22 protein-coding genes are annotated in these 19,109 nt (G+C 71.6%); 9 read left to right on the forward strand and 13 right to left on the reverse strand.

Features of this window, described 5'->3' with window-relative positions:
• Positions 1-40: 40 nt before the first annotated feature.
• Positions 41-1,258: a PP2C family protein-serine/threonine phosphatase gene (locus OG406_RS02840; protein WP_404122353.1), complete on the reverse strand. Its 1,218-nt coding sequence runs from the start codon at positions 1,256-1,258 to the stop codon at positions 41-43.
• A gap of 235 nt (positions 1,259-1,493) precedes the next feature.
• On the opposite strand from OG406_RS02840, the gene OG406_RS02845 reads away from it, so the two are divergent.
• Positions 1,494-2,168, forward strand: a complete 675-nt coding sequence (locus OG406_RS02845; protein WP_329183725.1) for an alpha/beta fold hydrolase — start codon at positions 1,494-1,496, stop codon at positions 2,166-2,168.
• A 453-nt stretch (positions 2,169-2,621) separates the two neighbouring features.
• Positions 2,622-3,512, forward strand: coding sequence for a glycoside hydrolase family 19 protein (locus OG406_RS02850; protein ID WP_329183726.1), 891 nt, complete (start codon positions 2,622-2,624; stop codon positions 3,510-3,512).
• 121 nt (positions 3,513-3,633) lie between these two features.
• Here OG406_RS02850 and OG406_RS02855 read toward each other — a convergent pair whose 3' ends face one another.
• Both OG406_RS02855 and OG406_RS02860 read right to left on the reverse strand, forming a co-directional pair.
• On the reverse strand, positions 3,634-4,182 hold the full coding sequence (locus OG406_RS02855) for an HAD domain-containing protein (RefSeq protein WP_329183727.1): 549 nt from the start codon (positions 4,180-4,182) through the stop codon (positions 3,634-3,636).
• 177 nt (positions 4,183-4,359) lie between these two features.
• Entirely contained in the window at positions 4,360-4,875 is a 516-nt protein-coding gene (locus tag OG406_RS02860) for a hypothetical protein (protein ID WP_329183729.1), read from the reverse strand.
• A gap of 402 nt (positions 4,876-5,277) precedes the next feature.
• Between OG406_RS02860 and OG406_RS02865 the strand changes: the two genes are divergently transcribed.
• The gene (locus tag OG406_RS02865; RefSeq protein ID WP_266850254.1) at positions 5,278-5,697 is read left to right on the forward strand and encodes a VOC family protein; all 420 of its coding nucleotides are present in this window, start codon (positions 5,278-5,280) and stop codon (positions 5,695-5,697) included.
• A 91-nt stretch (positions 5,698-5,788) separates the two neighbouring features.
• Here OG406_RS02865 and OG406_RS02870 read toward each other — a convergent pair whose 3' ends face one another.
• From OG406_RS02870 to OG406_RS02900, 7 genes are all read right to left on the reverse strand, one after another.
• Positions 5,789-7,708, reverse strand: coding sequence for a glycoside hydrolase family 5 protein (locus tag OG406_RS02870; protein WP_329183731.1), 1,920 nt, complete (start codon positions 7,706-7,708; stop codon positions 5,789-5,791).
• A gap of 132 nt (positions 7,709-7,840) precedes the next feature.
• The gene (locus tag OG406_RS02875) at positions 7,841-8,422 is read right to left on the reverse strand and encodes a sugar O-acetyltransferase (RefSeq protein ID WP_329183732.1); all 582 of its coding nucleotides are present in this window, start codon (positions 8,420-8,422) and stop codon (positions 7,841-7,843) included.
• A 75-nt stretch (positions 8,423-8,497) separates the two neighbouring features.
• Positions 8,498-9,232, reverse strand: coding sequence for an endonuclease (locus OG406_RS02880; RefSeq protein WP_329183733.1), 735 nt, complete (start codon positions 9,230-9,232; stop codon positions 8,498-8,500).
• Positions 9,233-9,264: 32 nt separating this feature from the next.
• Positions 9,265-9,606, reverse strand: coding sequence for a DUF6343 family protein (locus OG406_RS02885; RefSeq protein ID WP_329183735.1), 342 nt, complete (start codon positions 9,604-9,606; stop codon positions 9,265-9,267).
• Positions 9,607-9,704: 98 nt separating this feature from the next.
• The gene (locus OG406_RS02890; protein WP_329183737.1) at positions 9,705-10,139 is read right to left on the reverse strand and encodes a hypothetical protein; all 435 of its coding nucleotides are present in this window, start codon (positions 10,137-10,139) and stop codon (positions 9,705-9,707) included.
• Positions 10,140-10,255: 116 nt separating this feature from the next.
• Positions 10,256-10,549: a DUF5133 domain-containing protein gene (locus tag OG406_RS02895; RefSeq protein ID WP_329183740.1), complete on the reverse strand. Its 294-nt coding sequence runs from the start codon at positions 10,547-10,549 to the stop codon at positions 10,256-10,258.
• A gap of 31 nt (positions 10,550-10,580) precedes the next feature.
• Positions 10,581-11,423, reverse strand: coding sequence for a SigB/SigF/SigG family RNA polymerase sigma factor (locus OG406_RS02900; protein ID WP_266620437.1), 843 nt, complete (start codon positions 11,421-11,423; stop codon positions 10,581-10,583).
• A 398-nt stretch (positions 11,424-11,821) separates the two neighbouring features.
• Here OG406_RS02900 and OG406_RS02905 point away from each other — a divergent pair, with 398 nt between their 5' ends.
• The 4 genes from OG406_RS02905 (at position 11,822) to OG406_RS02920 (ending at position 16,322) form a co-directional block, all read left to right on the forward strand.
• Entirely contained in the window at positions 11,822-12,439 is a 618-nt protein-coding gene (locus OG406_RS02905; RefSeq protein ID WP_329183741.1) for a DNA polymerase ligase N-terminal domain-containing protein, read from the forward strand.
• Positions 12,440-12,628: 189 nt separating this feature from the next.
• Positions 12,629-13,189 carry a (2Fe-2S)-binding protein gene (locus OG406_RS02910; RefSeq protein ID WP_329183743.1) on the forward strand — a complete coding sequence of 187 codons (561 nt, stop codon included), beginning with the start codon at positions 12,629-12,631 and terminating at the stop codon, positions 13,187-13,189.
• On the forward strand, positions 13,186-14,178 hold the full coding sequence (locus tag OG406_RS02915) for an FAD binding domain-containing protein (RefSeq protein ID WP_329183744.1): 993 nt from the start codon (positions 13,186-13,188) through the stop codon (positions 14,176-14,178). Before OG406_RS02910 ends, OG406_RS02915 begins: the two co-directional genes overlap by 4 nt.
• A 47-nt stretch (positions 14,179-14,225) precedes the next feature.
• Positions 14,226-16,322, forward strand: coding sequence for a xanthine dehydrogenase family protein molybdopterin-binding subunit (locus OG406_RS02920; protein ID WP_329183746.1), 2,097 nt, complete (start codon positions 14,226-14,228; stop codon positions 16,320-16,322).
• 267 nt (positions 16,323-16,589) lie between these two features.
• On the opposite strand, the gene OG406_RS02925 is transcribed toward OG406_RS02920, so the two are convergent.
• Together OG406_RS02925 and OG406_RS02930 are read right to left on the reverse strand one after the other, a co-directional pair.
• Positions 16,590-17,384, reverse strand: a complete 795-nt coding sequence (locus OG406_RS02925) for an RNA polymerase sigma factor SigF (RefSeq protein ID WP_329183747.1) — start codon at positions 17,382-17,384, stop codon at positions 16,590-16,592.
• Positions 17,385-17,600: 216 nt separating this feature from the next.
• Positions 17,601-17,933: a DUF6479 family protein gene (locus OG406_RS02930; protein ID WP_329183748.1), complete on the reverse strand. Its 333-nt coding sequence runs from the start codon at positions 17,931-17,933 to the stop codon at positions 17,601-17,603.
• A gap of 256 nt (positions 17,934-18,189) precedes the next feature.
• Here OG406_RS02930 and OG406_RS02935 point away from each other — a divergent pair, with 256 nt between their 5' ends.
• Entirely contained in the window at positions 18,190-18,378 is a 189-nt protein-coding gene (locus OG406_RS02935) for a hypothetical protein (protein ID WP_164375518.1), read from the forward strand.
• Positions 18,375-18,644 carry a DUF4190 domain-containing protein gene (locus OG406_RS02940; protein ID WP_267049647.1) on the forward strand — a complete coding sequence of 90 codons (270 nt, stop codon included), beginning with the start codon at positions 18,375-18,377 and terminating at the stop codon, positions 18,642-18,644. The genes OG406_RS02935 and OG406_RS02940 overlap by 4 nt, the downstream gene beginning before the upstream one ends.
• Before the next feature lie 37 nt (positions 18,645-18,681).
• Here the strand turns inward: OG406_RS02940 and OG406_RS02945 are convergent, their stop codons facing one another.
• The gene (locus OG406_RS02945; RefSeq protein WP_329183750.1) at positions 18,682-18,960 is read right to left on the reverse strand and encodes a hypothetical protein; all 279 of its coding nucleotides are present in this window, start codon (positions 18,958-18,960) and stop codon (positions 18,682-18,684) included.
• Positions 18,961-19,109 lie beyond the last annotated feature (149 nt).

The following is a 19,109-nucleotide window of genomic DNA, read 5'->3' on the forward strand; positions in this document are numbered from 1 at the left end:
TCCTCGGAGCCACTCTCTTGCCGCACGCTTTCCACGCCGGTCACCGCCAGCGCAGGTAGAGCACGGCGACGTCGTCTGCCAGGCCGCCCTGGTGCTCGGCGAGCCGTTCGGCGCGCTCGATCAGGCCGTCGACGAAGGGGGCCGGGGCGAGAGCGGCCAGCTCACGCGCGACATCCAGCAGCCCCTCTTCGCCCAGGCGCTCGATGCCGCGTCCGACGCGCCCTTCGAACAGCCCGTCGGTGAACAGGACGATCGCGGCGCCCTCGGGGACGGTCAGTTCCTCCACGGGCCAGCGGGCCCCTCCGGGAACGATCCCGAGGGCGGGCCCTCCCCGGACCTCCACCCACTCGACGCCCTCGTCGCCGACCAGCAGCGCTCCGGGATGACCTGCCCGCACCATGCGGACGCGGCGCTCACCGGGACCGATCGAGAGGATGACCAGGGTGGCGAAGACTCCCGCCTTGGCCCGCTCGGCCAGGAGGATCTCCTCCAGGCGGCCCACCTGGTCGGCGCCGGTGACGCCGCTGAGCACGAGGGTGCGCCACGCTATTCGCAGCGCCACGCCGAGCGCGGCCTCGTCCGGACCGTGTCCGGAGACGTCGCCGATCATCGCGTGCACGGTGCCGTCGGCGCTCTGCACGATGTCGTAGAAATCACCGCCGAGCAGGGCGTGCGCGCGGCCGGGACGGTAGCGGGTGACGACTTCGACGTCGTCGCCGCGGAGCAGCGGGCGCGGCAGCAGCCCGCGCTCCAGGCGCGCGTTCTCCCGCGCCTGCATCTGGCTAGCCTGCAATGCCACGGCGTTCTGCTCGGCCTGCTTGCGCTGGATCGCGTAGCGGACCGCACGTCCGAAGAGTTCCGGCTCGACGCGGCCCTTGACCAGGTAGTCTTGCGCGCCCGCGGTGACAGCGGCGAGCCCGGTCCCTTCCTCGGCGAGACCGGTGAGGACCACGATGGCGACGTTCTCGGCCCGCTCACGGATCCGGGACACGGCTTCGAGACCCTGGGCGTCCGGCAGGTGCAGGTCGAGCAGCACGCAGTCCGGTACCTCGGAGGCGAGCACGTCGCAGGCCTCGGCCATCGACCGCACCCATCGCAGCCGCATCCCGAGCGCGCTGTCGGCGACCAGTTCCTCCACGAGCAGGGCGTCACCGGCGTCGTCCTCGACGAGGAGGACCGACGGCTGTTCCACCCCCCAGGCCGCTGCACGGTCCAGCGCGGGAGAAACCACGCCGGCAGCCCCTGGCTGCGACGTCATCATTGAGAGAACCCCCCACCCACCACCATTCCGCCGCTGCCTGACGGATAACTCCGCGAGCATACTCAGGCTCGCGGCGAAGCACCTCATGGGGAGAGTCACTCACGTCGGGCGAGGTGCGCCGGCGGCCGGCAGCAGGTGTGACGTGCCTCTCGGACAAGGGTGCCGGACACCGATGAGTCTCGTCGTCCGCGACGGTCCGAAGAGTGCGAGAGTGAAGCGGACGGAAGCGAGGGTGACCGTGTTTGTCCTGATTCCCGGTGCCGGTGGTGCGGCCTGGTACTGGCACCGTGTGGTGTCCGAGCTGCGCGCCCGGGGGCACGAGGCGCTCGCCGTCGATCTGGACGGCGCGGACGAATCCTCCGGGTTGCCCGAGTACACCGACGCGGTGGTGGCGGCGATCGGCGGTCGTGGCGGGGTCGTCCTGGTGGCCCAGTCCATGGGCGGCTTCACGGCGCCCATGGTGTGCGCCCGCGTCCCGGTCGGCCGGCTGGTGTTCGTCAACGCGATGATCCCGCTGCCGGGCGAGACACCCGGGCAGTGGTGGGGTGCCACGGGATCGGAGGCTGCCCGGGTCGCGGCGGCCGAGGCGGGTGGGTACTCGACCGAGATGGACCTCGACACCTATTTCCTGCACGACGTCCCGGCGGAGGTCGCCGCGGGCGGGGCCGAGCACGAACGGCCGGAGGCCGAGATCGCCTTCGGCCAGCCCTGTGCCGTCGAGCGGTGGCCGGATGTGCCGACCCGGGTGCTCGCGGGCGCCGAGGACCGGTTCTTCCCGGCGGAGTTCCAGCGCCGGGTGGCCCGCGAGCGTCTCGGTGTCGACGTCGAGACCGTCCCGGGCGGTCACCTGGCCGCGCTGTCGCACCCGGGGCCTCTCGTCGACCGTCTGCTCGGCCGGACACCCTGACGGGCGGACCGCCACCCCGCACCTCCCTCGGCTCCCCCTCCCCCCGACGGCCACCATGAACCCGCCGCAGGGCGGTCCGGCAGGCCGACCGCAGCGATTCGTATCCATCGCGCGCGAACGTCGTTGAAATGGTCGTCGCGCTGCCACCCCCGAGGACGCGCGACAGGTGAGGGCCCGAAATCCCCGCCCGGTCTCGGGCCCTCACTCCTCTCCTCCGTGCCCCTTCGCAGGTCGCGGCGGTCTCCTCGCGGCGCCTTCGCCCATGGCTTGCCAACGTTGTCGTGGATGACTGGTCTACACCCTTGACTGGTACAGACCAAAGCGGTTGAGTGTGGCAGCACACCCCCCACCGCGGCCGCTCCGGAAGCCGTGGCGCCGGCCAACATCGGCGCGTGCACGCGAGGTTGATCCTTGCCTTCCGGTGCGGCCCTGCCGTGCAAAGGAATTGCTCCTGTGTCGAAACGACGCGTGTCTTCCCTCTTGGCCGCCCTCCTGATCGGAACCGCGGCACCCGTGCTGCTGCCGGCCACCGACGCCTCCGCCGCGTCCTGTTCGAGCTACCCGAGCTGGGTGGCCGGCACGTCGTACGTCACCGGCAACATCGTCCGGTACACCGACGGCAAGGCCTACATAGCGGAACACGACAACCCGGGCTACGACCCCGTCATCAGCACCTGGTTCTGGGAGCCCTACGCCTGCGACAGCGGTCCGACCAACCCCTCCGAGGGCTTCGTCGTGAGCGAGTCGCAGTTCAACCAGATGTTCCCGAACCGGAATTCGTTCTACACCTACAGCGGGCTCAAGGCCGCGCTGAGCGCCTACCCCGGCTTCACCAACACGGGCAGCGACACGGTCAAGAAGCAGGAGGCCGCGGCCTTCCTCGCCAACGTGAACCACGAGACCGGCGGGCTGGTCTACGTGGTGGAGCAGAACACCGCCAACTACCCCACGTACTGCGACTGGAGTCAGTCGTACGGGTGCCCGGCGGGCCAGTCGGCGTACTACGGGCGCGGCCCGATCCAGCTCAGCTGGAACTTCAACTACAAGGCGGCGGGCGACGCCCTCGGCATCGACCTGCTGGGCAACCCCTGGCTGGTCCAGAACGATTCGGCCGTGGCCTGGAAGACCGGTCTCTGGTACTGGAACACGCAGTCGGGCCCCGGCAGCATGACCCCGCACAACGCGATGGTCAACGGAGCGGGCTTCGGCCAGACCATCCGCAGCATCAACGGGTCGCTGGAGTGCGACGGCAGGAACCCCTCGCAGGTGCAGAGCCGCGTGGACGCCTACCAGCGCTTCTCGTCGATCCTCGGCGTGACCCCGGGCGGCAACCTCTACTGCTGATCCGGCACGTGGGATCGCTCCGGCGTCACACCTGACCCACCGCTTCGGCGCCCGCCGACCTCGACGAAGGCCGGCGGGCGCCGTCGCGCGAACACGATGGGACGACGATCACGCCAGGGGCCTACCGCCCGCCCCTTTCGCTCGCTTCCCGTCGCAGCCAGTCCTCAAGGGTGACGAAATCCCTTTCGGTGAGGCCCTGTCGGGGATCGACACGGTGGAGCAGGGCCGCCCCGCGATGGCGTTCGTCGACCCAGGCCCGGTCGACGTCGGTGATCTCGTCGTCGACCCAGACGAAGGCCCGTCCGGCCGCCCGGTCCACAAGGGCGCGCGTCTTCCAGTGCAGCCCCCTCCGCTCGTCCTGCTCGTCGACGGCGGACGGCTCCGGCCAGACCATCACGGGCAGCTCCGGCAGACCGAGAAGCGGTGCCACGCAGGCGTTCGCGTCGTCCATCCAGGTCGTCGCCCAGATCAGTTCGCACGGAAGGGCGGCCAGCCGACGCCCGTGCTCGGGATCGATCCGGGCGAGCAGGGGGTTCGCATGTCCGCCCGCGTACGTGAGGCCGTGCTCGTGGGTCCGGTACGACGAGGGCGCGGCGCCGAAGGGGATGAGGGGTCCGTCGACGTCGAGGAAGAGGAGTGGGTGGGGCGGCTGGGGCGGGGAACCGGGCATGGCCGCAGGTTAGTGGCGCGGCCGGGGCGCAGCGGCGTGGCCCGTCGTTCGGGGGATGTCGACGGGCCACGCCTTCTTTCACGGTCCCACGGACAGGACGAATATGCGCGCATTGCGGGCAAACCGGCTATCCCGTCCCGTGCGGGACACCATGGCACCCGGACCGCGGCCGTGAGGTCAGGAGACGGCCACCACCACGTTGAACCACGGGGTGCTGAGCGATCGCAGCAGGGAGTCCAGCTTCTGGAGGTCGAGTCGGTAGGTGCCGGCGGCCAGGACGCCGCCACCCGGCAGGGGCCCGAGCGGCAGGTGGCGACCGTTGGCGACGCCGGAGCGGTTGTACGTCCACAGCCCCGCGCCGGTGTGCATGACCGTGTACGGCCCCCTGCTGAGGGACGGGTTGACGGCGGACCGCTGGCCGGCGCTGAGGGCGAAGGACGCGCCCGCATAGGAGGGGACACGAGCGGGACGGGTGAGAGTGAAGCTGAAGTACCGGTTGGCGTAGCCCGCGCCGGACGTCAGTGGCGGGCAGTTGACGGCGACCACGGTCCTGCCGGTCACGTTCCCCAGGGCGAGGCGGTGACTGTAGGAAACGTTGCCGGGGAGACGGCGGCAGTCGTAACGGTAGGTCGCCGCCGAGGCCGGTGCGGCAAGCACCAGCGTCGAGACGACGGCGGCCGCCGCCGGACCCACCCGGCGCACCTGTCGGGCGAGGTACGCCCTGGTCAGTGGCCTGTGTGCGCACCCCCTTCGCAGGCCCGGACACCCCCGGGCCCCTCGTGAACACGGGCGTGCGAGGACACGCCCGCCCAACCGACGCGGTGCGCGGGGCAAGCCGCCACCGGCGGGTTCGTGGCCGACCTTAGGCCGGTGGCCCGCGGCCCGTCGGGCGGTGATCGATGCTCTGACGGAAGAGATCACTCTTGGCGTTGCGTGAGGAGGTCCGGCACGACAAGAACCGGGATTCGCCCCCTCCTGACTCCGGGAGACCGGCCTCCCGGATGCGGAAGGGAGGGGCTCGGCGCGGATGCCCGTCGGGAGGGAGGTCCGGGGCTACTGTGCGGTCCTGACGAACCGTCACGAAAGGATCTTGCTGTGGGCTCTCGTCTCAACCCCTACATCAGCTTCTCCGGTGATGCCAGGCAGGCCATGACCTTCTACCAGGACGTCTTCGGCGGTGAACTGACCGTGCACGAGTTCGGCGCCTTCGGCTCCGACGCGCCTCCCGGGTACGCCGACAAGGTCATGCACGGCATGCTGGAGGCCCCGAACGGCTTCGTTCTCATGGGGGCCGACGTCCCGCCCGGCATGGAGCGGCGCACGGGCAACAACTTCGCGGTGAGCCTGAGCGGCGACGACGCCGGTGAGCTGAGCGGCTACTGGGAGAAGCTGTCCGCGGGCGGCACGGTGGCGGTCGCGCTGGAGAAGCAGATGTGGGGCGACACGTTCGGCATGTGCACGGACCGCTTCGGTGTCGACTGGATGGTCAACATCGCCGGATCGCCCGGCGCCTGACGCCTCCCCGCGGAACCGGCTCGGGGTGTGCGGTGCGGCCGGCGAAGTCCCACCGCACACCCCGTTGCTCCTCGCGACAACAGGCCGGAGATCAGCTCAGCTTCCGGCACAGCAGAGCGGCAGGGCCCGGGCGCGATCCCAGGCGCGTGGTGAAGGCGATTCCGGCCGCGTACTCGTCGTCCGCGCACTGGCCCTTGTAGTCGCCGGAGGCGAAGTCTCCGCCGGAGGCACTGGCAGGCCGGTTGTCGGAGCGGTCGAACCACACCGTTCGCCCGGCTCCCGCGAGCGCGTGGGCCGCCGGTACGCAGAGCGCGGCAGACGTCCGGCCACCGCGGCGGCTGTATCCGACCAGGAAGTCGCCGGCCGGACACTGGAGTTTGGTGTAGCCGGACGCCCAGTCGCCGCCCTGGGGAACATGGCGCTCGTCGGTGACGACGGTCTGGGTGTCCCCCGCCGCGCGGAGGTCGCCGGCGGTCACGTCGGTGCACAGCGCGCGCACCCCGCTGTGGCCCAGCCCGATCAGCCGTTCACCGTCGGGACAGGCGGCCTTGGACGCACCGGAGTCCCAGTCGCCGCCCGCTCGCACCCGGAGTGACTGCACCTGGTCGCCGTGGTCGGTGGCGAGCATGTCCCAGCCGGGAACCGGAGCGACGGAGCCGGTGCGCGACGGTGCGTTCATGAGTCTGTTCCACGCGGCCGCGCGCCAGTCGTCCTGGTCGAGGACGCCGTGGCGGTCGCCCGCCGTGCCGTACCGCAGGAGCGACCAGTCGTCGTGCCCGTCCCAGCCGACGAGGGGCCAGTAGGCGAAGTCGGCGTCGTGGTCGGCGAAGTAGTCGGTGATGTTGCCGAACCATGCGCGGGCGGCGGTTCCGGTCTCGCCCGCGCCGATTCCGAACTCGCTGATCCACACCGGCGCGGTGAAGTGCTGGTTCGCTTCGTCGGAGACGAAGAACGCCTGGTCATGCAGTACTTGGGCGAGTTGGTCGCGCGTGAGGTCCTGATAACGGGCGTCGTGGGTCTCGCCGATGCCGGTGGCGCCGCTGTGCCGGGGGCCGGTGTAGCCGTAGAAGTGGGCCGAGTACACCAGTTTGTGCGGGGCGACGAGGGTATGGGACAGGGTACGGGCGGGGGTGAGGGTGGGACGGCCGTGCGGGAGTCCGTCGACCGGCAGGCCGGTCCAGTTGATCCCTTCGATGACGACGAGGAGGTCGGGGTCGGCCTCGGTGAGGATGCGGTCGGCGGCGAGTTGCGCCGCCGCGTACCAGTCGTGGGCTTCGCCCAGGCCCCAGTTGGGGTCGTCCAGGACGTCACGGCGGACCTCGTTGTAGAGGTCGGCGCCGACGACCCGCGGGTCGTCGGCGTACCGTCGGGCCATGAAGACCCAGTCGTCGGTCCACTGCTGGGTCGACTGACCGCTGTTCCACCGCTCGTTGCCGTCGATGCCGCAGCACCAACGCGACGTGTTGGTGTGGTTGTTGAGGACGACCGCGAACCCGCTCCGGGTGAGGGCGGTGACGACGGCGTCGTAGACCTGCAAAGGTGTCTTTCCGCGGAGTTCCGGGTTGGCCGTGACGGCGACGTCGGGGACGGGCGCGGTCGCGTGGATCATCTCGTTGGAGAACGGCAACCGGACGCTGTTGATGCCGAGTTGGCGGAAGTCGCCGAGCAGGCGGGGCAGGGGTACGCGGTCCAGCCCGAGGGGGATGCCGTGGGAGTTCTGGCCCGCGTGGTGGTTGGCCGGGTCGTCGGTGCTGCCGCTTCCCGTCCAGGAGCCTTGCGCGCCGTCCCAGTTGGCCGACTTCATGCGGAAGCGCTTCCCGTCGGCGTCGACGACGTAGCGCCCCCGCGTGGACAGCGGTGGCTGCCAGGTGTCGGCCGTCGCCTCGACGGCCGGAGCCGCCGATGCCGCCGAGGAGACAGCGGGGGCGGCGACCGCCCCGGGAGCGGTGGCGAGCAGCAGAAGTACCGCGCTCGCTAATGTCAGGTACTTGCCAAACCGAAGTGTGGGCATCGGACCTCGGGTGCCTGGAGGGGGGTGGGCGCCCGAGCCTAGCGGGACGACCCGGCCGGGGCGATGGTGCTACCCGGACGCGGGGACGGTACCGCGATACGCCTACGGGCCTACCCGTGCGCACAGCACGCCTCAGAGCTCGCGCACCGGACGTGCCGGGTTGCCGACGGCCACGACATCGGCGGGGATGTCCCTGGTGACCACCGCTCCGGCGCCGATGACGCTGTTGTCGCCGATGGTCACACCCGGGCACACGATGACTCCGCCGCCGAGCCAGACGTTGTTCCCGATGGTGATGGGGCGGGCGGCTTCGAGCTTGTCCCGGCGCGGCTGCGGCTCCAAGGGGTGCGTGGGGGTGAGGAGTTGGACGTTCGGGCCGAGCTGGCAGTCGTCCCCGATGATGATCGGCGCCACGTCCAGCGCGGTGAGGTGGTAGTTGACGAAGGTGCGTGCCCCGATGGTGATGTTGCTGCCGTAGTCGACGTACAGCGGCGGTCGCAGGTCGACCTCCTCGCCGACGGAGCCGAGCAGTTCGGCCAGGATCGGCCGGGAGCCGACGGCGTCCTCCAGGTAGGCGGCCTGGTAATGGGCGGCCAGGCGCATGGCGCGCTGCTGTCGCTTCGCGATCTCCGGGTCGTCGGCGATGTAGAGGTCGCCCGCGAGCATGCGTTCCAGGTTCGAGCGGGGATCGTCGGCGAAGTAGTCAGGCGGCATGCGGACGAACGTACACGCCGGGGGCCCTGCCGAAGGAGAGCGCCTCGGGTGCTCCCGGCGCCCGGGCGGGCCCGGTCAGGATGCCTCGGCCGCCGCGCGCACCTCGTCGGCGAGTGCCTTGTCCAGGGCGGCGTGCACGAGTCCGTCGGCGAGGCGGGGCAGCTCGTCCGCGGTGACGAGGCCGCTCAGCCTGCGCGGCGAGACGGGCAGCCCGAGCCTGCGGGCCCCGTCCTGCGCCTTGCCGTCGATGTACGGCGCGAACTCGGGCCACACGCCCTGCACGGCTCGCAGGAAGATGTCGGCCCCCGTCGGCCCGATACCGGGGACGTCCTGCAGGGCCTTCTTCGGGTCCGCCTCTTCGCGCAGTCGGCGCAGGTCGCCTCCGTAGCGCTCCAGCAGCAGGTCGGCTCCCTCGCCGAGCTGTGTCGAGGTCCGCTCGTCGTAGCGCCGGTAACCGCCTTCCCCGAGGGCGTCGACGCGTTGCTGCCAGGAGGCTTCGGCCATGGACCGCGCGTCGCGCAGGCCGGCGGCGAACAGGGCCCTGGCCGCGGCCACCGCGATGTCGGCCCTGATGCGCGCACTGAGCAGCAGGGCGAGGACGAGGGTCTGATAGAGGGGCGCCGGTGTGTCGCGCAGGCGGATGCCGGCGTCGGCCGCATACGTGCGCGGCTGGAGTTGTAGCAGGGCGCGCGCCAGCGCGGCGTCGGACGGAGCACTCGACGTCTTGTCGGACCTCGTGCCCGCCTTGGTCTTCGTTCCGGTCTTCGACTTCGTGTCGGTGTTCGACTTCGTGTCGGTCTTGGTGCTCATGGTCGGGCTCCTGACGGAGAGACGCCGAGAGTTCAGGGCCGGCGGGCCGTCCGTTCCCGTCGTCGGCGCCGGGTCACGACCAGCAGGTCCACGGCCGCCAGCAGGGCGAGCGCGGCACACACCGCGGCGAGCACTACAAGGGCACCACTGCTCGGGGTGTCACCGGGGCCGGACGTGCCGGCCCACACGCCGAACAGCACGGCCGCCGCGACGAACAGGGGCAGGAAGATCCCGGACAGCAGAAGGCGCAGGCGCAGCGGACTCCGGGCGGTACGCGGTTCGGTACCCGTACGCGGCGTGTGTCTGCCGACGACGCCCGAACGGGACCGGGGGACGGGCTCGACCGGCCGTCCTTGGTCGTCGTCCGCCACCATGCGCCTCCTCAGCCCGGCCAGGGTGCTCGCCCGCCTCGTCGTCCTTGTCGCGTAGCCCTCCCTCGCCATACCAAACCGGCACCGGCCCGACATTTTCCTCAGGTGGTGGTGTGATCCGGATGCCCGCCCGTCCGGCGCTTCTCCTTCAGCTCGGCCTCGAACAGGTGGTCCACTCCGTCGGCGAGTTCCCCGCGGATCTCGGCCTCGACGTCCTTGAACGGTTCGTAGTACGTGGCGTTGTAGGCCTCGACGATCTGGAACGTCCAGTGGCCGGGGATGACGTTGCGTCCCACGATGTCCCGCTCGACGCGGTCGGCCCATGCGGCGTGGCCCGCTTCGCGGAGCAGCCTCACCGCACGGTCCAGTTCGAAGTCGGCGCCTCCCGTCAGCTGATGGAACGCGTACAGGTGCCCGCGGGCCCGTTCGGTCGTCTCCAGCGCCTTCGACAGCGCCCCGAGGGCCTCCACCGTGGCGTCCGAGACACCGCTGGGGCGCTGGTGCACGGGGGTGTCGCCCGTGTCGTGTTCGTTCATGGATCCATGGTGTCCCGATCGGCGCGGTCCTCACCTGCCGACGCCCGATCGGGCCCCTGTCCCCTGCGGCTACGGCCCGACGGCCCACCGGCCGTCCCGGTGACCGTCGAACGCGCTCACAGTGGGGTGCGCTCGGCCTCCCGGGGAAGGGCCGCCGTCGCCCGTGCGGCGGGGCCCGCCGTCACGGTGCGGCGGACGTGGACCGGTGGGGCGGCCGCCGTCGCCAGGTAGGCGTGCGCCCTCGTGAGCGCGTCGGCGATCTCGCGGGTTCCCGTGGACACGCAGAGCGTGTACGCGAGGTCCCGCAGCCGCGGGCCGGGGGCCGTGACCCCGGCGAGCGTCTCCTCGGCCAGGAGCGTCTCGTACTCCTCGACGAGCCGGTGCAGGGCGGTGGGGAGGGGCATCAGCATCGGTGCGGCTCCTTGCGTGCGGACGACGGTGTCATGAGGTGGACCGACTGCGGGAGAACTGCCCGAGGGCTTCGTCGCGGACCTGGGCGCAGCTGCGGGTGATGAGGCGCGACACGTGCATCTGAGAGATGCCGAGGCGGTCGGCTATCCCACTCTGCGTCATGTCCTCGAAGAAGCGCATGTACAGGATGGCCCGCTCCCGCTCCGGCAGCCTGCGCAGTTCGTTCTTGGCGGCCTCGCGGTCCACGACGACGTCGAACGAGGAGTCGGACTCGCCCAGCGTGTCACCGAGGCTGTATCCGTCGTCGCCGGTGGCGAGTTCCGCGTCCAGGGAGAGCGTGCTGAAGCTCTCCAGTGCTTCGAGGCCGGCGGCGACCTCCTCCTCGGTGAGTCCCGTGTGGGCGGCGAGCTCCGCCGGAGTGGGTTCCTTGGTGCCGGGGCGCTCGAGGAGGTCGCGGCGTGCCACACGCACCCGGTTGCGCAGGTCCTGAACCCGGCGCGGTACGCGCAGGGCCCACATCCGGTCCCGGAAGTGGCGCTTCACCTCGCCGGTGATGGTGGGCACCGCATAGCTCTCGAAGGCGCCCCGGGCCGGGTCGAACCGGTCGACCGCCTTGACCAGCCCGAGCGCCGCGACCTGGCGCAGGTCCTCCATGGCCTCACCGCGGTCGCGGAAACGGCCGGCGATCCGATGGGCCATGGGCAGCCAGAGGGCCACCAGCTCGTCGCGTACGGCGTCGCGCTCGGGGCCGTCGTCCAGCGCCACCAGCCGCTCGAAGAGCGCGGTGGCCTCGGGGGAATCATCATGGTGACGGCGCGCCGCCACGGAGAGCGGGACGGAGGCGTCGTGCGTCTGCGGACGGGCGGTGGTCATGTGTGTGGGCACGCGGATTCGCTCCTGAACGGGAGTCTCAGGACACGCCCGGGACGTACTCCGGGCGCGACCCGATCGGAAGTCTGGGTCACCGCGCGAGGAGTTGTCCGGCCCACGACGAGGTCGCAGCCGGCCAGGGAGATCCCCGCGCGGCTTGCGCCTCCAGTCCGAAGCACGAACGTCCGGGTTCCCCGGCGTCCCACCCGCAAACGCCGCGTTCGCCTCCGAGGACGGGCCGTGCTCGGTGGCGCGCGTTCCGCGAACGCGTCACCGCGACTCCCCCACGCGGCCCCGGCACCCTTTGTCACCGGCGCGGGGACAGGCCCGGGGGGGTACTCCGAACGGGACGGCGTGGGCACCTGAGGGCCAGGGGCCGTCCGCCGGAAAGGGAGCAAGGGATGGCTGACCACGACGCCTTGGGGCGCTATCGCGGCAAACGCGACTTCACTCGGACCGGGGAACCCCGGGGCGGCGGAGCGGGCGGGGACGAGGAGCCGCACTTCGTCGTACAGATCCACGACGCCCGCCGCCTGCACTTCGACTTCCGCCTCCAGGTCGGGGATGTACTGAAGTCCTGGGCCGTCCCGAAGGGACCTTCGACGGATCCGAAGGACAAGCGGCTCGCCGTGCCCACCGAGGACCATCCTTTGGAGTACGAGGACTTCGAGGGGGTGATCGCCCGGGGCGAGTACGGCGGCGGAACGGTCATCGTCTGGGACCACGGCACCTACCGGCCGCGCAGCCACGACCGCCGCGGCAAGCCCGTACCGTTCGACGAATCCCTCGACCACGGACACGCCACCTTCTGGCTCAACGGTTCGAAGCTGCGCGGCGAGTACGCCCTGACCCGGTTCCGCGGCGGCGAGGACGGCGGGGACGAGGAGGCCTGGCTGCTGGTGAAGGCGAAGGACGACCACGCCGAGACCGGCCACGGGACGCCCGACCCGCACCGCGCCCGCTCGGCACACAGCGGACGCACGCTGCGCCAGGTCGCGGACGAGGCCGCGGAGTCATAAGAGACCTCCGCGCCACGCCGGCCCGGAAGCAGGGTCTGCCGCCGTCCGGACCGGTCCCGAGCGGCGCAGCCTGTTCGGCCGTACGCCAATGGCCCGGAAAGTGTGGTTTGTGCCAACCTGAACACAGCACCGACCGGGTGAACGGCACGGGCCGTCGTCCGAACGTCCCTCACAGAGGCGAGGCCTGACATGAATTCCGGCTCGGCACGCGGCACAGCCCCTCCGCCCGACCGTCATGAATCGGAGATCACCCTGCGGGTGAACGGCGCACCGCACACGCTCACCGTCGACCACCGCTCGGTCCTCCTGGACGTCCTGCGTGAGCGTCTCGGTCTCGTCGGCGCGAAGAGAGGGTGTGATCACGGCCAGTGCGGCGCCTGTACGGTCCTGGTCGACGACCGGCGGGCCAACAGCTGTCTGCTGCCCGCCGTGGCCCAGGACGGGTGCCGGATCACCACGATCGAGGGGCTGTCCGGGGACTCCGAGGATCTGCATCCGCTGCAGCGCGCCTTCGTCGACCGCGATGCCCTGCAGTGCGGTTACTGCACCCCGGGCCAGATCTGCAGTGCCGTGGGCGCGCTCGGCGAGGCGGAGGCGGGGCATCCCTCGCACGTCACGGACCCGGCCTCGCCTTCCGGCCGTTCGGTCCCGATGGGCCGGGACGAGATCCGTGAGCGGATGAGCGGAAACCTCTGCCGGTGCGGCGCCTATCCGCACATCGTCGAAGCCATCGAGGACGTGACCCGGTGAAGCCTCTCGGATACGTACGTGCGGGCAGTGTCGAGGAGGCCGTCGCGGAGTTCACCGCCCGTCCTGGGGCGCGCTACCTCGGAGGCGGCACCAACCTCGTGGACCTGATGAAGCTGGGTGTGGAACGCCCCACCGCCCTCGTCGACATCAGCAGACTGCGTCTCGACACGGTGGAGGAGACCGCCGACGGCGCGCTCCGCGTCGGGGCGACCGTCCGCAACAGCGATCTCGCCGCTCATCCGCTGGTCCGCGACCGCTACCCGGTGCTCTCGCAGGCGATCCTGGCAGGCGCTTCCGGGCAGCTGCGCAACATCGCCACCACCGGGGGCAACCTCCTCCAGCGCACCCGCTGTTCGTACTTCCAGGACACCGGCAAGCCGTGCAACAAGCGGGAGCCCGGCAGCGGTTGCGGGGCCAGGGAGGGCGTTCACCGCGAGCACGCGGTGCTCGGCCACTCCCCCGAATGCATCGCCACCCATCCCTCGGACATGGCCGTCGCGCTGGCCGCCGTCGACGCGCGCGTCGAGCTGTTCGGAGCCGACGGTGCCCGCACGCTCCCGGTCACCGAGTTCCACCGGCTGCCCGGCGCTCACCCGGAGCGGGACACCGAGATCCGGCCCGGCGAACTCATCACCGGTGTGGTGCTCCCCGCCGACACGGCCGGGGTGCCGTCCCTGTACCGCAAGGCCCGCGACCGGGCGTCGTACGCGTTCGCTCTCGCGTCCGTCGCAGCCGTGCTCCGGGTGGAGGACGGCATCGTCCGGCACGCCGGAATCGCCTTCGGCGCCCTGGCCCACCGCCCCTGGCGTGCCCGACGCGCCGAGGAGGCACTGCTCGGCGCCGCCGCCACGGAGGACGCCTTCGGGCGGGCCGTGGACCTCGAACTCGAAGCGGCCCAGCCCCTGCGCGACAACGCCCACAAGGTGCGTCTGGCCCGCAACCTCGCCGTGGACGTCCTGAACCGGCTCGCCGCGCCCGCCATCGCCTGAACCGGCTCCGGAGCACTCCCGGCCCCGGCATCACAAGGAGGACCGTCATGGCCCACACCGACCCCGTGCTCGGTACGGCAGCCGAACGCCGGGAGGGCCCCGACAAGGTGAGGGGCCGGGCCCGTTACGCGGCCGAGCACAGCGCCGCCGGCCGCGCGTACGGCCGCCCGGTGCCCGCCACCGTCGCGAGCGGTTCGGTCCGTGCGATCGACACGGCGCCGGCCCTGGCCGTTCCCGGCGTGCTCGCGGTGCTCACGCCCGAGGACGCCCCCCGGCTCGCCGAGGCGGACGACCCCACTCTCTCCGTCCTGCAGAACTCCGACGTACCGCACCGCGGCTGGCCGGTCGCCCTGGTCGTCGCGGAGACGATCGAGGCCGCCCGGGCCGGCGCCGCGGCGGTGCGGGTCGCGTACACGACGCGGGACCACGACGTCACGCTCACGGACGGCCACCCCGCGGGGTACTTCCCCGAGGAGGCCAACGGCGGCTATCCGGGACAGCGGGAACAGGGCGACCCCGAAGGCGCGTTCGCGTCCGCTGCCGTCCGTGTCGACGCGGCCTACCGGGTGTCACCGCTGCACAACCACCCCATGGAACCGCACGCGGCCACCGCGCGCTGGGACGACGGCCGCCTCGTCGTGCACGACTCCAGCCAGGGCTCCACGGCCGTAGGTGCCACGCTGGCCGGACTGTTCGGGCTCCGCGAGGAGCAGATCACCGTGACGGCCGAGCACGTCGGCGGCGGCTTCGGCTCCAAGGGCACGGCACGCCCGCACGTCGTGCTCGCCGCGATGGCCGCACAGCGGACCGGACGGCCTGTCACCGTCGCCCTGCCGCGGCGCATGATGCCCGCGCTGGTCGGCCACCGGGCCCCCACCCTGCACCGCCTCCGGCTCGGCGCCACCGAGGACGGCGTGCTCACCTCTCTCACGCACGAGGTCACCACCCACACCTCCCGCATCAAGGAGTTCGTGGAGCAGGCGGCCGTACCGGCGCGCATCATGTACGCCTCGCCCAACAGCCGCAGCACGCACCGCGTCGTGCCGCTGGACGTTCCGAGCCCGTCCTGGATGCGCGCCCCCGGGGAGGCACCGGGCATGTTCGCCCTGGAGTCGGCCATGGACGAACTCGCCGTGGCCCTCGGCATGGACCCTGTCGAGCTGCGGATCGTGAACGAACCGGACACCGAACCCGACAGCGGCCGCCCCTTCAGCAGCCGGCATCTCGTCGAGTGCCTGCGGGACGGCGCCGAGCGTTTCGGCTGGTCGCGGCGGGACCACCGGCCGGGCAGCCGCTCCGAAGGTGCCCTGCTGCTGGGATCGGGCGTGGCGGCCGCCACCTACCCGGTCCTCGTGTCGCCCTCCACGGCCGTCGCGCGAGCACGCCCCGACGGAACCTTCTCGGTCGGTCTCAACGCGACCGACATCGGCACCGGCGCCCGGACGGTGCTCGCGCAGATCGCGGCCGACGCGCTCGGCGTCCCGCTGGCCCGGGTCGACACCGAGATCGGGAGCAGCGACCTGCCGTCGGCCCCGCTGGCCGGCGGTTCCTCGGGCACCGCGTCCTGGGGCTGGGCCGTCCACGAGGCCTGCACCCGGCTGCGCGCGTCCCTCGCGGAACGTTCGGGACAGGTGCCCGCCGAGGGTCTCGCGACGCGGGCCGACACAGCGGGAACCGCGGACGCGGACAGCGCCTACGCGCGCCATGCCTTCGGCGCCCACTTCGCGGATGTCGCGGTGGACACGGTCACCGGCGAGGTCCGGGTGCGCCGGCTGCTCGGCGTGTACGCGGCCGGACGCATCCTGAACGCCCGTACCGCCCGGTCGCAGTTCATCGGTGGCATGACCATGGGGCTGGGTATGGCCCTCACGGAAGGCAGCACCATGGACCCCGTCTTCGGCGACTTCGTCGAGTCGGACCTGGCGGCCTACCACGTGCCCGCCCACGCGGACGTGCCGGCGATCGAGGCGCACTGGATCGACGAGGAGGACCCGCACCTCAATCCGATGGGCAGCAAGGGCATCGGGGAGATCGGGATCGTCGGGACCGCGGCGGCCATCGGGAACGCCGTCCACCACGCCACCGGAACCCGGTACCGCGAACTGCCGCTCACCCCGGATCGGGTGCTGGCCGGTCTGAGATGAGCGAAAGCCCCGGTGCCCGCCGCGTGCGGGCCCGGTGTCCACACCGTGCAGGACCGGACGGGCCGGGCACTCCGGCACATCCTGATCGTCCGGACTGGTTTGGACAGGGCTCAGCCCGGTAGACCGCAGTGAGGTGGGTTGCTGGCCAACCGCTCCCGGGAGGGTTCGGCAGTGAGCCCGCCACCGGCCGCCCGATCGGCATCATTGGCGGGCGGCCGGCCACCTTCTTCCCGCTCTCGGCGGCAGTTCCGGCGGAGTGGAACGGGCTCAGGCGTCGTCCGACATGACCTGGTCGCGCAGTGAGGCACAGCAGTTGCTGATCAGACGCGACACGTGCATCTGCGAGACGCCGAGCTCCTCGGCTATGCCGCTCTGCGTCATACCGCGGAAGAACCGCAGGTAGAGGATGGTCTGCTCCCGTTCGGGAAGCCGCCTCAGGGCCGGTTTCACGGCTTCGCGGTCGACGACGAGGTCGTATCCGGCGTCGGTCTCCCCCAGCGCGTCCGCCAGCGAGTAGCCGTCGTCGCCGTGGGTGAGCTCCGCGTCCAGCGACAGGGCCGCGTAGCTGTCGAGCGCCTCCAGGCCGCTGCCGACCTCTTCCTCGGTCAGCCGTGTGTACGCCGCGATCTCGGCGACTGTCGGCTGCCGGCCGGTGTTCGCCGCCGCGAGGTCCTTGATGGCCGCACGTACCCGGTTCCGCGCCTCCTGGACGCGGCGCGGCACATGCATGACCCACATGTGGTCGCGGAAGTGGCGCTTGATCTCGCCCGCGATGGTCGGCACCGCATAGCTCTCGAAGGCGTTGCCCCGATCCGGGTCGTACCGGTCCACGGCCTTCACCAGCCCGAGGGCGGCCACCTGGGTCAGATCCTCCAGGGCCTCGCCCCGCCCTCGGTAGCGGCCGGCGATGCGCTCCGCCATGGGCATCCAGGCCCGCACGATCTCGTCCCGCAGGACGTGCCGTTCCGTGCCCTCCGGGAGTCGCGCAAGCCGCTCGAACGCGGCGTCGGTGTCGGGGGCGTCGTCGTGCGGTCGACGCTTCACAGTGCTTGTGGTGATCATGTGCTGACAGCTCCCTGAGAGGTTGCTGACGGGACAGAACACCGTGGGGGGCCACAGCACAGCACCATCGGGACACACCCGCACTGCGGAGCTCAGCGCTCCCACGGACGTGCCTCCTGTCCGAAGCACTGAACTCCAACGTACATCTTTTATGACCTATATAGCCCCCTTCGGGACGGTCGTCACCAAGCGTGGCGATACGGTGGCCGCCAACGGCTACCGCTCGGACTCCCAGCGAGGGCGCTCCTGCCGATCGCTCCGCCTGCTGCCCGAGGCCTGGACCTGGCGCGGAGTGAGTCGCTCGCTCTTGTCCGCGGCCCGGGGTACCTCGCTCGACTCCCGGATCTCGCTGGTCTCCCGCACCGGGCCGGTCTCCGGCAGCCGGGGCTGCTCGGCGGGTGTGGGCGGGAGGGACTCGCGGCGGCGGGTCCTGATGCCCAGGCGGACGGCCCAGACGAGGGCACCCGCGACGATGAGGCCGCCGACGAAGGCACCGAGTGTGCCGTAGGCCGCGTTCGACAGGGCGATGTCCCAGTATTTGTCGTTCATGGTGACCCGGGTACCCGCAGTCGTGCGGTGAAGACTCAGAAATCTCTCGCGTCCCTGCCCAGGCGCACCTCTCGCGCCGGTGCGGCGCCGCTTGCACGCCCGCGGCCCGGCTTCCCGCAACACGTGGGCGGGGGCGGCCGGTTCAGGTCACTCCTCGGCCGACCGGCGGGACAGGCGTTTCCCGGTGGACGCCCGGGGCACCCGGGGCTCCGGCGATCGCCCGTCCGTGATGCCCCGCGAATCCAGAAGGAGACACATGCTCTTCCTCGTCGCCGCGCTGCTCCTCCTCGGCGTTGTGGTCGGTGCCGCAGCCCATCTGCCGTTGCCGGTCACGCTGGTGGCGGCCGTGGCCATCGGCTGCTGGCTGCTCTTCTACGGGCTGCGCAGGCACCGGATCGGCACGTCGCAGAACACGACCTCCTACCGGGGCGGGGAGGCGCGATGAGCCAGTCCACCCAGGAGGCGACGCGAACCCGGTCCCGGCGCGACCCGTACAGCCTCGCCGTGGCGTCCTTCATCCTCGGCCTGGTCGGCCTGCTGGTCTTCAACATCGTCCTCGGGCCGACCGCCGTCGTCCTCGGCCTGGTCGCCCTGCACCGCGGCACGCTGCATCGCCACCGCGCCTACCTGGGGATTTTGCTCGGGGTCGCCGACCTGGTCGTGCTCGCCGCCGTCACGGCGGCCGACAACAGCGTCGCCTGGCACATCTGAGGCGGGCGCCCTGGCCGGCCGGTCCGCGGACCACGCCTCAGGGGGCGTCCCCCGCCCAGTCGAAGAACATCGGGTCCCCGGGACGCGGGTCGTACAAGGCCCGCGCTCCCGGGCCGAACTGGCCCAACTCCGTCTCCAGCGCCACGCCGCCGGATATCTCGTCCGGCGTGCGGCCGGTGATGTCGAGCAGCAGACCGTCCAGCGGTCCGCCCACCAGCTCCGCGTAGTCCCGGCCGCGCTGCGGGCCCTGACGGGGGTCGTCGTGGTCCGCGCCGTAGACCCGGCCGCGCAGCAGCTGTTCGTCGTCCTTGTCCATGCCCTCCACCATCGCAGCCGCCACTGACATCGCGAGTCGTGCCGGTGTCGACACGACCCGTCCCCGCCGCCGTCCGACGGCACGGGCGGCACGTCCGGGCGCCGCTCTCCGCAGGGGACATGGCCCCTCCGGGTGCACACCCTCGCTGC

The sequence above is a fragment of the Streptomyces sp. NBC_01428 genome (assembly GCF_036231965.1).
Taxonomy (GTDB): Bacteria; Actinomycetota; Actinomycetes; order Streptomycetales; family Streptomycetaceae; genus Streptomyces.